Raw genomic sequence first — 15,926 nt, 5'->3', positions numbered from 1 at the left:
TTTAATTGCCATGTATCAGGGGAATGCAATTGGGATATTAACAAGAAGAATATAGAGATCAAATACTAGATACTAAGTAATTTGAGAAAAAATTGGATGTCGGATAATCAGGTATCAAAAAAAAGACAATAATAAACACTCTATATTGCAAGTAAGACAATTCAAGTACAATAATACTAGTATGATAATATAAGTACCATAAAATTTATGGTCCATATTTTGTTGGCTCAAAATACAATCATGTTTTGAAAGGAAATAAAAATGCAAATTGGAAACCGAAATTTTGATTTAGAAAATCAAGCCTATATTATGGGGATCTTAAATGTGACACCAGATTCTTTTTCAGATGGTGGAAAGTTTACGCATATTGAAGATGCCATGAAGCAAGTTGACGTTATGATTAATGAAGGCGTTGATATTATAGACATTGGTGGAGAGTCCACAAGACCAGGTCATCAAATTGTTGGCGACCAAGAGGAAATTGATCGAGTTGTTCCTGTTATCAAGGCCATCAAAGAAAAGTATGATATCCCGATTTCAATTGATACCTCAAAAGCATCTGTGGCTGAAGCAGCATTAAAAGCAGGTGCAGATATGATCAATGATGTATGGGGCTTCAAAAATCAACCTAAGATTGCAGAGGTTGCTGCAGCCTATAAAGTGCCTGTTTGTCTCATGCACAATAGAGACAACAAGGACTACAACAACCTTATAGATGACATGATTTCAGATTTGAATGAAAGTATTGAAATCGCATTAAATGCGGGTGTTGATAAATCTCAGATCATTCTAGATCCAGGCGTGGGCTTTGCAAAAACGCTAGATGACAATTTAGAGGTGATGAAGTCTTTGGAACGTTTTAAGACTATGGGATATCCGATTTTACTCGGAACCTCTAGAAAGTCCATGATTGGAATGGCCCTTGACTTACCGGTAGACCAACGTCTTGAAGGCACCATTGCCACCACTGTACTTGGTTATGTTAAGGGCTGCACTATCTTTAGAGTCCATGACGTAAGGGCAAACCTTAGAGCCTTGAGAATGACTGAAAAAATGTTGAATGCTGGAGGAAGATAATGGATCAATTAATCATAAAGGGGCTCGAACTCTTTGCCTACCATGGTGTAAATATTGAGGAAAAAGCCATGGGTCAAAAATTTATATTGGACATCGTTATTGATGTAGACCTATCCTTAGCCTGTGAAACTGATGACTTAAATCACGCCATCAATTATGCAACCTTGTGCCATGAGCTTAATTATGAGTTCAATTTAGAAAAATATGATTTGATTGAACATGCTGCAGAGCAAATTTGCAAATATGTTCTTCTTAAATATGAAGCGGTTCAAAAGATTGACCTCACCTTGAAAAAACCATGGGCCCCAGTGCTGATGCCACTAGAGTATCCTGCTGTTCATATTGTGAGAAGTAGACATATCGCCTACATCGCTGTGGGTTCAAATCTAGGCGACAAGGCCCTTAACATTGAAAAGGCATTTGAGCTCATTGAAAAAAGCACACATACCAAAATCCTGAAAAAATCTGAGATTATTCAAACAGATCCCGTGGGTTACGAAGACCAAGATGTCTTCTTAAATGGTGTTTTTAAGGTCAGTACCATATTGGGGCCTAAAATGTTGATGAGATGGTTAATGGACATTGAGGCTGATCTTAAGAGAGAGCGAGTGATAAAATGGGGACCAAGAACCCTTGACCTAGATATCATTTATTTCGATCAAATGATTTCTGATGATGATGAAATTATATTGCCTCATCCAAGAATGCATGAAAGACTATTTGTTCTTAAACCCCTAGCAGAAATCGCACCATACTATGTTCATCCTATCTTTGGACAACGCACAATTGATTTGCTTAATAAATTGGAAGTTTGATATAATATTCTTATAAGACGTATCTTTAATTAAGGGGTTTAGTTTAGGAAGGATGCATTATGAATATTGATAAATTACGTGTTTTAGAAGAAAACTTCTTCATGGCTTATCCAATGGGATTTGATACACCTGAAATGCTTGAAATTGCAAAGAAACATAAAGTAGAGAAGATGAGAAACTTCGTAGTGGAAAACTTTGCTAAGAATTGTTTTAAGGATGTAGAAGGCTTGTTTGAAAGCTATATCAAGCTAATTTCTCAGTCTTCACTGGTTTCAATTTTTGAGAAAGCGAAATTTAAAGACTTGGCCAAAACCTTTACTTTGGATGAAAAAACGCGATTTGTAAGTGGCGTGTATGAATTCCTATATGGTGATCAAGAATTTGGATTCATGACTCAGATTGAAATTCTTGAGAGATATAAAATTGCAAAGTGGCCAATTTTAACAGTCTTAGGGGTCTATATGAATCCAGAATTTGAGGTGCTCGTCAAACCCACCACAGTTAAGGGCATTCTTTCGTATTTTGAAGAGCAGGATTTTAAATACGTTTCAAAGCCCAATTATACTTTTTACAACCAGTATCGAACCATGATCAACGAGATTAAAAAAAATACAAGCTCGGCCTTGCCATCGGATAATGCTGCATTTTGTGGCTTTCTAATGATAAGCATGGATGATGGTAAACCCCGTTTTTAGTTTGGTTAAAAAAATTTATTGTCTATAATAAAAGGAGACGCACGAGTGCGTCTCTTTATTGTATATCATTAGTTTTCATCTCGTTTTGAGCAAGAATGTTCAACTTGCAAAAAGCGGTTAGATAAGAACGTTAAGGTCGAAACAAGGTTTTTACCTTAAAGGATTAGAATAAGCCTTATGGCATTAGACATGACCAGAACTGTTTTATTATTTTAAACTTATGATTTAAGTTTGTTGAGCTGTGTGGTTAAAAAATAAAGCATCACAATACATAAAATAATGAAAATTGGAAATACAAACATTTGCGTCTGATCAATAATAACCCCAAGCAGTGGTGGGAAAAATGCAATGCCAATATAGGCAGATGCCATCTGAAAACCTATGACATTTTGTGCAAGAGCCTTGCCAAAACGACGAGGTGTTTCGTGAACCATTGCAGGAAAAATAGGGGCAAAGCCCATACCTATTAATGCAAAGGAGACTAGGACACTAAGGGCATTTAAATTTAAGAAGAGGAGTAATGCACCGGTCATGGCAATGCTAATGCCAAGTAAAATCAGTTGCTTGTTGTTAAGTTTGAAAGAAATAAAGCCGGCGAGTATTCGCCCGATAGTAATGCCAGCATAATAAAGTGCAACCCATTTAGCAGCAGATTCTAGTGTCATCATCCTGACCTGAACCAAATAACTACTACCCCATAGACCCATAGCATATTCTGCTGCACAGTAAAACATAAAAACAAGCAGGGCATATGGGACACCTTTTACCTTAAGCAGTTTAAGTCCTGAAACTGTCTGAGGAACTTCTTGATCGTGAGGACTTGTATCTACTGTATTTGATGCAGTCAATAGGGCATGTTTTCGCCAAAGGGGCAAACTCAAAAAAAGGATGGCAGCCAGAAACAGCTGTATGATTGCAATTGTAGAATACCCAGCCCTCCAAGACCCTGTTTTTACGAGAATACCTGACATGATTACCGGTCCCATAGTTGCACCAATGCCCCAAAATGAATGTAGCCAATTCATATGATGTGCTTTGAAGTGAAGCGAAACATAGTGGTTAAGAGCTGTATCGACTGAACCAGCACCAAAACCAAGTGGTAAGGCCAATAAAATAAGCCAAATGTAAGAAGGGGCATATGCATACCCCAATAATGCACCACCTGTTAAAAGACCGCTAACAAAGGTAATTCGGCCTTCGCCAAAGCGCCGAATGAGTTTACCACTTAGCAAGCTACTTGTAATTGTCCCTACTGTGATTATGATGGAGATTGCACCTGCAGCATCAAGTGCAAGTGACCATTCGCTTCTAATCAGTGGCCACGAAACGCCGAGTAAAGCATCAGGTAAGCCTAAACTAATAAAAGCCAAATAGATAATCATAAGTAAAATGAATGTCATCATCTTAAGTGCCTCTCTTTCTTGTGACAAAAGTATAAAAGTATTAAAGTATTAAAGTATTAAAATCATACCATTAAGTTTTTTAATGAGATGGTAAAATCTTTGGTTAAGGACAATAAAATTTGTTTTTCAGTCCATATATTTTACTATTTGTTAAAGGCTAAATCAATGACCTTATGACGCATAGGAAACATCATATGATATAATGTAAATAACATAAAGAAAGGTGGTAGAAATATGAAAAAGGTAACTTTATATACAACAAAATACTGCCCGTATTGTAGAAAGGCTCTTAAGCTTTTAGACAGTAAAGGCGTAACTTATACAAATATAGATGTGGAGGCTGAACCGGCGACTTTTGAGCAAATTAAAAAACAAACGGGTTGGCGTACAGTGCCCCAAATCTTTATTGAAAATGAATTCATTGGCGGATGTGACGACATGCATTTACTAGAGGCTAATGGAAAACTAGATCAAATGCTTGAGGGTGGCAACTAATATGAAAATCTGGCATCTTTTTCACAGTGGCGTCTTAGTAGAAACAGACCATGAACAGTTATTTTTTGATGTAATCAGTGATATAGATGGTTTTGTTGATTCCAGAAAGAAGCAGTATTTTTTTGTCTCACATATGCATTCTGATCATTTTGATTTTGAAAGATTAAGCCCTTATTTGAGCAAGGCCACTTTTATTCTTTCTGATGAAGCAGTGATAAGAGAGGCTTTTAAAAACTGTAATCAAGTGATATATGTAAAGCCAAATGAGTCCTATGATGACTTGTCATTTAGGGTGACCACCTATGACTCCACGGATTTGGGCGTGTCATTCATGGTAGAATTGGATCACAAGTATATTTTTCACTCAGGTGATTTGAACTGGTGGCATTGGGAAAATTCACCACCTGATGTGCAAGCTGATGAGGCACGTCAGTTTAATGAAATTCTTTCCTCTATAAAAGAACCACAAATTGATGTGGCCTTTGTACCTGTTGATCCAAGACTGAAGGATGCTTACTATTATGCGGCAAAAGCTTTTATTGAAAATAAAAGGCTCGGATATTTAGTCCCAATGCATTTCAACACAAATTATGGTATTACCAAAGACCTTTATGATTTATTAAAAAATGATCTTATTGTTAAGATAGAGACTCGAAATTCACTTTTATTTTCCTTATAAGTTAAATAAAAAGACCGATTTAGACCACTTTTTCAGTGAATCTTATATCGGTCCTTAGTTTTATGAAGGGTTTAACCATTAATTTTATAGACAGGCAGATGGTCTGTTTATAAAATTAGGTCTTTAATGGTTGCATTCATGGTGGTCACATGCAATTTGATTATCTGTCAAATTTCCAGAAACATAATCACTAACAACTTGATCCACTTCACCTTTGCAACCGCGTAAAACATTTATATTTTGACTAGAAAGGACGTTCACAGCACCTTGTCCCATATTGCCAGCAAGCATGAGCTCAACACCTAGGTCCTTAAGGGTATATGCTATATTTGATTTACAGCCACAGCCTTGAGGCGCTTCCAATATAGATTTTGACTTGACTTCTTTATTTGGGCCAAGTTCAACGATCGTATAATATTCACAGTGACCAAAATGACTATCGATCATTCCATTTTTTGTTGGTAATGCAATTTTCATGGTGATTCCTCCTTAAAATTAGGGTATATGCTTATCATCTTGATTATACCGCGTTTATGGCATATGTCAATAATCGAAGGCGAAAAGAATAAATCCTCAAGCGTGTTGAATTCAAATGCAAACAAGTGTTATAATGATAAGGAATAATCAGCCTGGAGGCAATTATGGCATCAAAAGATAAATTCAAAGACAAATATTATATTATGAATTGCGATATGCCATCAGAGTTATTTACTGTGAAAGGCATAAAAAGAGAATATAGAACACTTGCAAAACTATGGCATCCAGATGTTTCAGAGGTTAAAGAAGCCCTATATATTATGAGCAAAATCAATGCCCTATATCATGAGGGACAATCTCTAATCAGTCAGCAGAAGTTTTATGAAAAGGAACGAATTCTAAACAGAGGCAAGAAACCAACACCTGAGGCTCAAAAAAATACGACAGAAAAGGATGATATAAATTATTCTGAGTTTGCCGAAACAGTTAGGAGAAGTAGACGAAAGAAGTCTATTGAACTCAAAAGTGTCTCAGGAAAATGTGTCCGTTTTAAGTACTTGAAAAGAGTGATGATCGATTTGGGTTATATGTACGTTTCAGAAGAGTATGTCATGCTTGAAATTACAAAACTCAAACGGAAAATATTTATGGATTCAATTGAGTTGATTAAGGGCAAGGGTGATGGCTATTTTAAAATCGAACTTCCTCAAATCGTAGACACATTTGACACGACGAGTCATGGCTATATTGTCTTTAAGAAACAAAAGGGCATTGAACCTGTTGTAGTCCTTGAAACTGTATTAGGCTATCTGAAACCACTAGGTAATCGAAAAATTTGTGAAGGCATTTTTTATGATCTTACTGCGCTTAAATACATGGGATTAACTTCAACTGGGATAGATAAAGATTTATGGTTTATCAATGTTGATACTGGAAAGCTTCATAACTATGGTCTCTTCTTCTACCTGCATGAGTTTAGTTCAAAGCTGAGTAGAGCACCAAAGGATGTTTCAGAGGTATTGGTACATCTTAAACCAAGAGACAACGAGTCATTGGTAATCGATCTTGTGAAGAACGCTATTGTGACACTTAATAATAGCAGTGGCCTAAAAGTAGATGATTTTCATAGATGGATCCAAAACTTAAACAGTGATTCTCTAGAAGCATCACTTGCTGAGAGCCAAGTATTTAATCGTGCAATTGAGTCTGTTACGACACATGGTTTTGACCTTGAAGCCTATTATCAGTCGATATCGTATAGCTAAGTAAATTTAAGGCTTATTTCGATAATGAAAGATTATTGAAATAAGCCTTTTTTTAGTTTCTAAGAACGGTGATGAAACCTTCTAAAATATCATGACTGACCTTAAAGCCTTTATGCTTGTAAAAATTCAGAGCATCTGTATTGCCATTGGAAACAAAGATAAACTGATCCTCAACATCCGTAAAGGTATCCATCCACTTTTTGGCAGCTGCAAAAAGCTTTGAACCAACGCCCTTATTCCTATAGTTTGCATCAATATAAAATTGTGATAAACAGCCAACATGCTCTGCGCTAATTGATTTGAGATCAAAGAATGTAGCAAAATCATTTACATAGTTTTCTTTAGGTGCAATATTGGCATAAACATACCCCACGGGCATGTCATCATCCTTTACGAGTATAAAGAAATTGTGAGTTGAAGATGCCACAGAAGGCACTAGTCTCGTTTCAAAAGACATTGTATCAAAAAGTTCGGGTTTAATGGTGGCTTTTGATTTCTGAAAAGCCATCAGTGCATTAACAAGAGGTTTTAATTGGCCAATTTCGGATGGTTTAAGTTCAATATAACTTAACATGTTTCCTCCTTAATATGTTTTTACTAAAATCTGCATTTAGAACACAGTATTTAGCAGGTTAACTATGTTATAATTATAGGATAATAAAATCTACTTTCAAGTACGCAGAATTAACAGATTAAGTCAGAAAAAACTGATTAATGGAGTGCGTTATATGCCAAAAGAAGTAAATCAAAAACCCATTTTTCCAAAGTCTGAATGCCCGCTAAACTATGCCTTAAGTATAATTGGTGGTAAATGGCGACTTCAGATTATATGGGCCATCCATAAGAACGAGGTGGTACGCTATAACGAGCTGAAAAAGCATGTAGTTGGAATCACCAACATGATGCTGGCCCAGTCTTTAAAAGAACTTGAAAGCTACGGGATCGTAGAAAGAGAGCAATTCCTTGAAGTGCCACCAAGAGTGGAATATCGATTGACAGAGCATGGCCTAGCTTTAATTCCGGCACTTGAATCATTGGCTAAATGGGGTAAAAAATTAAAAAATGAAAGTATGAGGCATCAAAATGAAGCAAAAGATGAAATGTCTAAAATGTCCTGTTTGTAACAATCCGCTCTATCCAATAGAAGCGGCTAAACTCTATAAATGTGATTTAAAGCATTCATTTGATATGGCAAAGGAGGGCTATGTAAACCTTCTTTTAAGCCATGAGAAAAAAAGTAAAAATCCAGGCGATTCTCATGAAATGGTTGCTTCGCGACAGTCTTTTCTTTCTAAGGGATTTTATCAAAAAATTTCAGATGAAATTAATACAACGGTTGGGGCGTATTTTAAAGGTATTGGCAAAAAACCTGCATCTTTCTTAGATTTGGGGTGTGGTGAAGGCTACTATCTCAAAAGGTTAATTGAAAGCCTTGATAACCCACAAACTGCATATTATGGTCTTGATATTTCAAAAAGTGCCATCAAGATGGCAAGTAGACACCACAAGGATGCAGAGTGGATTGTTGCAAACAGCTTTTTTACACCTTTCCAAGATCATTCGCTCTCAGGGATACTATCGGTATTTAGTCCGATAGATATGGTAGAATGTGAGAGAATGCTAAAAAAAGATGGTGTATTGGTACGCGTGTTTCCTGAGACAAATCACTTGATGCAGTTAAAAGAAGTTATATATCCAGAAATTAAGGTAAAGGAATATGAACAGTATTTAACGGATCTTGAAGGTCTTGAAGTTGTTAGTGTCAAAAATGTTGCTTATGACATTGAACTTCAGAATGAGGATTTAGTGCAACTCTTGCTAATGACACCACATTTTTGGCGAGTTAAAGAAGAAAACAAGGCAGCCTTACTGAAGATGGATACCATAGTGGTAACTGTGAGCGTCAGCATAGGGGTTTATCAACAATCGAAAGGGCGTTAAAAATGACCAATAGAAAATCGGGATACAAGGGCAAGAAAAATCGTGAAACACTTTTTTCAAGATGGAAGAGTGATCCTTATAAAATCATCATTGAGAAGATTATTGAGAAGAGATTTATATCTAAAAAAACACCATTATTTGAGGAAAAATATGATTTAAGGGCTGTGAACTTAAGAAAGATGGCCCTCGAGAAGATTTCCCTAAAAGGGGCCTGCCTAAATCAAGTCTGTGGCTATCAGGTGAGCCTTGATCACTGTGACCTTGGCGATGTAAAAATTGATCAGGGTGATTTTGAAGGGGCAATTATTAAAAATACAAACTTTGCAAATAGTATTCTTGACAAGTGTGTCTTTAGAAATGCAGTATTCAATCATGTTGTGCTTGAAAACTGTATTATCAGAGAATGTAATTTTGAAGGTGCTCAATTGATTCAAGTTAATATTGAAGGTTCAAGCCTTGAAGATTGTGACTTGACCCAGGTAGTAAACTTGAGTGATGCGCTCTTCATCGGTAAGCCAAAATCAATAGTGAATTTAAAAATTGATATTGATAGGCTTCAAGAGAGTGCCTTTAAAACCATGATTATTGAAAGCAATTTATAAGAAGTTATAATCTATTTGTAAACATTCATCTACATTTTTCATTGAGGATTGATATTCGGTGTGAAGTATGTTAATATAAAACCACACCCCGGTATAGGGGGGCTAACAGGAGGTTTTATGAATAACATTATTATTTTTGGCGTTGTGATTGTCGCCTATTTAATTTTTAAAAAGGTAACAGAACCAAAGGTTGAAAAAATTAACAGTGATGCTTTGAATCAAATGTTAAATGACAAATCTGTGAAAAGACAATTTATTGATGTTAGAACACAAGCTGAATTCAAAGCAAATAGCATTAAGGGATTTAAAAACATACCGCTTCAAACCCTTCACAGTAGAGCAAAGGAAATTGATAAGAATATCCCTGTTGTTCTAACTTGTGCATCTGGTCACAGAAGTATGCAAGCTGCAAAGATCTTAAAGAGATTAGGTGTGGTAGACATTATAAATCTAACAGGTGGTCTGTCAAGTTACAGAAGATAGGGGGGGTAGAGGCCATATCATATGTATTAACAACATTTGAGCCATATCTCGATGTCCTAAACTAATTTTCGCTGAGGCTGTTAGAGGTCTAATCACCTCATCATGCTTTCAGCTCAAAAAAGAAGCACTAATTCCAATTCTGGGATTAGTGCTTCTTTTATATTTTTTTATTATGCAACTTCTGCTGTTTCAGAAATAACTTTTACAAGGTTACAAGATAAGTCCGAAATACGCTCAAGGTTGTTAACGATTTCCAAATAGTAAACACCGTTTTCAGTGCTACATTCGTTGTTGTTTAAGCGCGTAAAGTGGTCTTTTCTTGCTTCTCTTTCAAGTGTATCAAGTTCTTTCTCAAGGGCCATTACTTCATCAATCATTGCGCGATTTGGCTTATCAAGCACTTTTAATGCAAGATCATAAGTCGTTTTAGTTTTATTATACATAATGAGTAATGCGCTCCTAGATTGATCTGTGAATACAATGTTCTTCTCATTAACTGACATTACAAGTTCAGCAATGTTGTCCGCATGGTCTCCTATGCGTTCAATATCGTTTATGTTGTTAAAAAGACCATCGATGTAACGTCTATCAGTATCAAGAATGTCTCTATTTGAGAGTTTTACAAGAAACTCAGTTATTACTTTTTCTAGAATATTAACATTCTTTTCAAGTTCAAATGTTTTCTTAACCTTTTCAGTTTGGCCTTCGAAAAATCCGTCCATTGCACATGAAAGGCTTTCCTTAGCGATATTCCCCATATTTAATGCTTCATTAATTGCACTCTTGATTGCAATTGTAGGTGTTTCTAGGATACGATCGTCAATAAACTTAGTCACTTTTACATCTGCTGCCTCATTGCCTTTGTCAGGTACAAGCCACATTGCCACTTTAACAAGGAAGAAAGCAAATGGGAATTGAACTGCAACGTTGATTAAGTTAAACATTGTATGTGCATTTGCAATTTGACGACCAACATCTGTTGGATCCCACATTGTTACAATCGCAGTGATTGGTCTTGACAAGACCACAATAAACAAAATTGTTCCTACTGTATTAAATGCCAAGTGAATGATTGCAGCACGTTTAGCATTTTTACTGGCACCAATACTTGATAAAAGAGCAGTCGTACAAGTACCGATGTTATCTCCGTAAAGAATTGGTAATGCAGCTGCAAGCGGTAAAACGCCTTGAGAAGCAAGAGCGATAAGCATACCGATTGAAGCACTAGAACTTTGAACAATAAAGGTTAATGCAAAACCAACAAGAACACCAAGAATTGGGTGATGGCTTAATGAAATCATCATAGTGTTGAAAGCTTCAAGTTCTCTTAAAGGCTTTAAGGCATCTTTAAGGAATTCCATACCTAAGAATAAGATTCCTAGACCAATTAGAATTTCCGCTAATGTCTTGCGACTATCCTTTTTAGTCGTCATCCAAATGACCATACCAATCCCTATGGAGATTGGTGCAATATCATCAATGGACATTGAAACAATCTGACCTGTAATCGTTGTACCAATATTTGCACCCATGATAACACCAACTGCTTGTGTTAACTTCATGATGCCTGCATTTACAAAACCTACAACCATAACAGTTGTTGCACTCGAACTTTGAATAACACCAGTAACGAGCATTCCGACGAATACGCCCATAAAGCGGTTTGTCGTTAATACCTCAATAATTCTCTCAAGCTTCTTCCCAGCAGCTTTCTGGAGTCCTGCCCCCATCATCTGCATTCCGAATAAGAATAGGCCTAATCCGCCTAATACACCAATAGCAACCGACATTGCCCAATGCCTCCTTATAAAAATCTCATTTTTAATTACGCATATTATAAAAAATAATCACTCATCTATTCTAGCAGAGACTGCGCTTTTGTGCGTTAAATCCAAGTAAAGTCAATGTTAAATCTAAGTAAAGTATGTGAACAATTTGTAAACATATACCTTTTGTATGATAATTAGAACATAAATGGCTTAAAATGAACGTTTTTTAAGGTTCTAAAGCCCTTATTAATTGAAAAGCGCCATAGATACCAGCATCATCTCCAAGCTTACTGGATTCAAAGCTAATGGTATCTAGGAGACCAGGCATTGCATGCCTTTCTGCCTCTTTCAATATAAGGGGCATCATTTGCTTACCTAGTGATTCCATGATACCGCCTCCAAGTATGAACAAATGGGGATGAAACATGTTGATAAGACTACCGATGGCAATGCCCAGATATTTAGAGGCATATTGTACAACCTCAATGGCAAGTGGATCATTCAAATCATAAGCTTTTTGTAAAGTTGAACTCTTAAGAACTGCACCATCTGATTTTTGAAAATCCTTAAGTGATGAGGGTCTGCCTTTTGTGAGCTGCGTTTCAATATATCTTTGCATTGCTGTTTTGGAAGCATATGCTTCTAAGCAACCTTGAGCACCACAGCCGCAAAAAGCGCCATCGGCGTTTACAACCAAATGACCAAACTCAGCAGCAGCGCCCTGACCAACATAGAGTTGCCCATCTATAATAATTGCACCACCTATACCAGTTCCTATAAAAAGGCCCAATACATTTCTAGAAGTATGCTTTGAAATAACTTTATATTCGCCGAACATCGCAACGTTGACATCGTTACCTACAACCACGGGTTTATTGTATTTCTTGGTGATTTGTGCTCTAAGGTCAAAATTCCTAAAAGGAATGTTAGGTGAAAATTCAACAATTCCCTCTGAAGTTACAATCCCAGGAACTCCAACGCCAATCCCCATGAGCTCAAAGTCCTTTTGATCATGCCCTTCCTCTAGTAAGGCGTCGATGACCTTGTAGACTTGCGTCATAACAACTTCTATGCCTTCATTTGCTTTGGTTTTCTTTTTGGCTTGAGATAATGATTTACCTGCTTCGTTGTATAATGCACCGAGAATCTTAGAGCCACCTATGTCTAATCCGATCCATCTTTTCATAGTTAACCTCCATATGAAGTATTTATACCAAATAAGATCTCTATAAATCAACCTTTTAATCTTTTAGCCATGTGCTCATACGGAAGAAAGTATCCTCAATCGAGGATACTTTCTGTGTAGCCCTAAAACATTAATTTATCATATAACAAATAGTTCTTATATAGATAAAGTGAAAAATAAGCACCTTTTGACTTGAACTTCCATTAAAATTCTAGTTCTTGAAGCTGTGAATAGGTGCTGGAATGCGGCCACCTCTATTGATGAAGGCCTCACTAGAGAATGCGTTTACCTTCATAATTGGGCCTGTTCCCAAAAGACCTCCAAACTCAGCTTCTTCACCAAGTGATTTACCAATAACAGGAATAATTCTGACACCTGTTGTTTTGTTGTTGATAACACCGATCGCCGCTTCATCTGCAATAATTGCTGATATTGTACTAGCAGGTGTGTCACCAGGCACAGCAATCATATCAAGTCCAACTGAACATACACAGGTCATCGCTTCAAGTTTATCTATGGTGAGTGCACCCATTTTTACAGCGGCTATCATGCCCTCATCTTCGCTGACAGGCACAAATGCACCGCTTAAGCCACCAACGTGTGAGGAAGCCATAACACCGCCTTTTTTAACAGCATCGTTTAACATGGCAAGAGCAGCTGTAGTACCGTGACAACCGCAGGCTTCAAGTCCAATTTCTTCAAGGATTCTAGCGACGCTATCGCCGACGGCTGGTGTAGGTGCAAGTGATAGGTCAATAATACCAAAGGGAACACCCAATCTCTCTGAAGCTTCATTGGCAACCAGTTGTCCAACTCTTGTGATTTTGAAAGCGGTTTTTTTAATAGTTTCAGCAACCACATCAAAGGGTTGTCCCTTAACTTTTTCAAGTGCAACCTTGACAACACCTGGTCCACTGATGCCCACATGGATGACACATTCTGCCTCAGTGACACCGTGGAAGGCACCTGCCATAAAGGGATTATCTTCAACTGCATTTGCAAATACAACAAGCTTAGCGCAACCGATACTCTCTTGATTCGAGGTAAGCATCGCAGTCTCCTTAATAATTTTACCAAGATCTTTAACTGCATCCATATTGATACCAGCCTTGCTTGAGCCAACATTTACGGAACTGCAGACACGCTCTGTGAGGGCAAGTGCTTTGGGAATAGACTCAATGAGAATTTTATCGCCCTTTGTGTATCCCTTTTGAACTAAGGCTGAAAAACCGCCTATAAAGTTAACACCGACTTCTTTTGCGGCTGCATCAAGTGTTTGTGCAAAAGCCACATAGTCTGGATCGTCACAGGCTTGTGCAATTAAAGCAATTGGCGTCACGGATATTCTCTTGTTGATTATAGGGATACCGTATTTTTCTTCGATTTCTTCACCAACTTTAACAAGATCCTTTGCAAGTGTGGTTATTTTCTTGTATATTTTTTGCCGTGCGACTTCACCATTTGTATCACAGCAGTCAAGCAGTGAAATTCCCATGGTTATGGTACGGATATCAAGTTTATCTCTCTCAATCATGTTAATCGTTTCTAGTATATTGTTAAAATTATTCATTAGTCCTCCTGGCTTATTTTAGGGTCTATTATTAAGATGATTTATAGGGTGTGCATGGTTGAAAAAATAGCTTCATGTTGCACTTTAATTCTTAAATCCAATGCTTGTGCTGGAACTGAGAGCTTTTCTTTGAGGCCAGCTAAATCAGTGATCAAATCACTGAGATCGACAAACATAACCATGGTAAAGCAGCCTTGTACTATGGTTTGATTGATATCTAAAATATTGACACCATTATCGGATAGTACTGTTGCAACAGCCTTTATAATACCTTTCTTGTCCATTCCGATTACTGAAACATATGCGTTCATTCTTTCCTCCTAAATTTTCATGATCCGAGTTTAATTTTCGCTGATGCTGTTTGAGGCTAAACATTCCTCATCACAGCTTTTGGCTCAAATTTTGTTGTTATAATAAAAAAAAGAGGCTAATAAAAATTAGCCTCTGGAGATATTCTGCACACTATTTATTTAAACCTCAACATCACAAAAAATAAGAGTGGGTCTTAAATAAATCATCTGCCTCTGTCCCTTGTACCTGAGAGTTTCACTGTAAACAGCTTTCCCCTTCGGCGCTCATAAAGAGTCTCTCCAGAGGTTCGTCCAATAACGGTTTTTCAAACAATAGCCATGTGTGAAATTCCACGATCTTCATCCGAGCCTATTAAATTAAGATGAATAATAACACAATTGTAAAAGACTTGTCAAGGATGCTCATAAAAATTTAAAAACAATGAGGATTATTGAAGCCATAAAATAAGTTTTACACCAATATTGAGAAAATAACTGTACTTTAATCACTTTTATGGGTAAGATTGAAGTGTAATTACGATTTTGGAGGTAATGATGAATCAGACGGATAAAGATATGGTCTATTTTTGCTTAGATTTTATAAAAAACAATGTGACGGAACAAAGTCAAAATGTACAGTGCAGAAATTGGTTAAAGATGGCAAGTGATCTCATTGAAAAAAGTGATTTGGGAAGTGCAGGTTTCATCGTTTCAAACTTAAAGGAAGCAGACGGGTATTTTTCTGGTGTGAATGCTTCTGCGACATCGAACACCGTTTTAGAGAAGATTGATTTGGTAAAAACACTTTTGATGGGGTCATAAATTCTAAAAATAAAATTGCGCATTTCAAAAGAAATGGGCAATTTTTTTATTATAGATCATTAGCTCTCATCCAGCTTTGAGCAAGAATCTTCAACTTGCGAAAAGCGGTTAGATGAGAGCGGTAAGGTCAAAACGGGGTTTTGGCGTTAAATGATTATACGGATCATTAGCTCTCATCCAGCTTTGAGCAAGAATCTTCAACTTGTGAAAAAGCGGTTAGATGAGAGCGGTAAGGTCAAAACGGGGTTAGGCGTTAAATGATTTTTAAAAGAATGATCATTCATTTATTATTGACGATAAGTGAATGATCATTTATTATAGATTTATGAGAATAAAAGATGAAAATAAATACCAATC

At 36.8% G+C, this 15,926-nt stretch carries 18 protein-coding genes and 1 riboswitch; of the genes, 11 read left to right on the top strand and 7 right to left on the bottom strand.

All coding sequences use genetic code 11. The annotated features are described in order from the left end of the window. Positions 1-261 precede the first annotated feature (261 nt). From folP to AC220I_RS08755, 3 genes are read left to right on the top strand one after another with little or no spacing between them, the layout of a single operon-like run. A complete protein-coding gene (gene folP, locus AC220I_RS08765) occupies positions 262-1,077 on the top strand; it encodes a dihydropteroate synthase (protein ID WP_486723443.1) in 816 nt (271 codons plus the stop codon). Beyond that, complete coding sequence (gene folK, locus AC220I_RS08760; RefSeq protein WP_486723442.1) at positions 1,077-1,892, top strand: 2-amino-4-hydroxy-6-hydroxymethyldihydropteridine diphosphokinase; 816 nt, start codon at positions 1,077-1,079, stop codon at positions 1,890-1,892. Before folP ends, folK begins: the two co-directional genes overlap by 1 nt. 59 nt (positions 1,893-1,951) lie before the next feature. Next, positions 1,952-2,587 carry a hypothetical protein gene (locus tag AC220I_RS08755; RefSeq protein WP_486723441.1) on the top strand — a complete coding sequence of 212 codons (636 nt, stop codon included), beginning with the start codon at positions 1,952-1,954 and terminating at the stop codon, positions 2,585-2,587. 218 nt (positions 2,588-2,805) lie between these two features. On the opposite strand, the gene AC220I_RS08750 is transcribed toward AC220I_RS08755, so the two are convergent. Further along, positions 2,806-3,990, bottom strand: a complete 1,185-nt coding sequence (locus tag AC220I_RS08750) for an MFS transporter (RefSeq protein WP_486723440.1) — start codon at positions 3,988-3,990, stop codon at positions 2,806-2,808. Positions 3,991-4,224: 234 nt separating this feature from the next. Here AC220I_RS08750 and grxC point away from each other — a divergent pair, with 234 nt between their 5' ends. Next, positions 4,225-4,485, top strand: a complete 261-nt coding sequence (gene grxC, locus AC220I_RS08745; RefSeq protein ID WP_486723439.1) for a glutaredoxin 3 — start codon at positions 4,225-4,227, stop codon at positions 4,483-4,485. A gap of 1 nt (position 4,486) precedes the next feature. Further along, positions 4,487-5,164, top strand: coding sequence for an MBL fold metallo-hydrolase (locus AC220I_RS08740; RefSeq protein WP_486723438.1), 678 nt, complete (start codon positions 4,487-4,489; stop codon positions 5,162-5,164). A 123-nt stretch (positions 5,165-5,287) separates the two neighbouring features. Here the strand turns inward: AC220I_RS08740 and AC220I_RS08735 are convergent, their stop codons facing one another. Next, a complete protein-coding gene (locus tag AC220I_RS08735; protein WP_486723437.1) occupies positions 5,288-5,641 on the bottom strand; it encodes a NifB/NifX family molybdenum-iron cluster-binding protein in 354 nt (117 codons plus the stop codon). A gap of 164 nt (positions 5,642-5,805) precedes the next feature. On the opposite strand from AC220I_RS08735, the gene AC220I_RS08730 reads away from it, so the two are divergent. Continuing rightward, complete coding sequence (locus AC220I_RS08730) at positions 5,806-6,906, top strand: hypothetical protein (RefSeq protein ID WP_486723436.1); 1,101 nt, start codon at positions 5,806-5,808, stop codon at positions 6,904-6,906. Positions 6,907-6,958: 52 nt separating this feature from the next. Here the strand turns inward: AC220I_RS08730 and AC220I_RS08725 are convergent, their stop codons facing one another. After that, positions 6,959-7,480, bottom strand: a complete 522-nt coding sequence (locus tag AC220I_RS08725) for a GNAT family N-acetyltransferase (RefSeq protein ID WP_486723435.1) — start codon at positions 7,478-7,480, stop codon at positions 6,959-6,961. Positions 7,481-7,634: 154 nt separating this feature from the next. On the opposite strand from AC220I_RS08725, the gene AC220I_RS08720 reads away from it, so the two are divergent. The 4 genes from AC220I_RS08720 (at position 7,635) to AC220I_RS08705 (ending at position 9,932) form a co-directional block, all read left to right on the top strand. Beyond that, positions 7,635-8,030: a winged helix-turn-helix transcriptional regulator gene (locus tag AC220I_RS08720; protein WP_486723434.1), complete on the top strand. Its 396-nt coding sequence runs from the start codon at positions 7,635-7,637 to the stop codon at positions 8,028-8,030. Beyond that, complete coding sequence (locus AC220I_RS08715) at positions 7,990-8,847, top strand: putative RNA methyltransferase (protein WP_486723433.1); 858 nt, start codon at positions 7,990-7,992, stop codon at positions 8,845-8,847. Before AC220I_RS08720 ends, AC220I_RS08715 begins: the two co-directional genes overlap by 41 nt. Positions 8,848-8,849: 2 nt before the next feature. Then, positions 8,850-9,449: a pentapeptide repeat-containing protein gene (locus AC220I_RS08710; protein ID WP_486723432.1), complete on the top strand. Its 600-nt coding sequence runs from the start codon at positions 8,850-8,852 to the stop codon at positions 9,447-9,449. A gap of 117 nt (positions 9,450-9,566) precedes the next feature. Continuing rightward, positions 9,567-9,932, top strand: a complete 366-nt coding sequence (locus AC220I_RS08705; protein WP_486723431.1) for a rhodanese-like domain-containing protein — start codon at positions 9,567-9,569, stop codon at positions 9,930-9,932. A gap of 170 nt (positions 9,933-10,102) precedes the next feature. Here AC220I_RS08705 and AC220I_RS08700 read toward each other — a convergent pair whose 3' ends face one another. From AC220I_RS08700 to AC220I_RS08685, 4 genes are all read right to left on the bottom strand, one after another. Beyond that, positions 10,103-11,722: a Na/Pi cotransporter family protein gene (locus AC220I_RS08700; RefSeq protein ID WP_486723430.1), complete on the bottom strand. Its 1,620-nt coding sequence runs from the start codon at positions 11,720-11,722 to the stop codon at positions 10,103-10,105. A 205-nt stretch (positions 11,723-11,927) separates the two neighbouring features. Next, positions 11,928-12,887: an ROK family protein gene (locus tag AC220I_RS08695; protein WP_486723429.1), complete on the bottom strand. Its 960-nt coding sequence runs from the start codon at positions 12,885-12,887 to the stop codon at positions 11,928-11,930. A 211-nt stretch (positions 12,888-13,098) separates the two neighbouring features. After that, positions 13,099-14,457 carry a DUF711 family protein gene (locus AC220I_RS08690; RefSeq protein ID WP_486723428.1) on the bottom strand — a complete coding sequence of 453 codons (1,359 nt, stop codon included), beginning with the start codon at positions 14,455-14,457 and terminating at the stop codon, positions 13,099-13,101. 41 nt (positions 14,458-14,498) lie between these two features. Further along, positions 14,499-14,768, bottom strand: a complete 270-nt coding sequence (locus tag AC220I_RS08685; RefSeq protein WP_486723427.1) for an ACT domain-containing protein — start codon at positions 14,766-14,768, stop codon at positions 14,499-14,501. Between the two features lie 203 nt (positions 14,769-14,971). After that, a riboswitch (glycine riboswitch) is annotated at positions 14,972-15,061 on the bottom strand. Positions 15,062-15,302: 241 nt separating this feature from the next. Between AC220I_RS08685 and AC220I_RS08680 the strand changes: the two genes are divergently transcribed. Further along, a complete protein-coding gene (locus tag AC220I_RS08680; protein WP_486723426.1) occupies positions 15,303-15,569 on the top strand; it encodes a hypothetical protein in 267 nt (88 codons plus the stop codon). Positions 15,570-15,926: the final 357 nt, after the last annotated feature.

The organism is Fusibacter sp., assembly GCF_057447755.1.
Note: the sequence above shows the minus strand (reverse complement) of the source record. Positions and strands in the feature narration are given on the sequence as shown.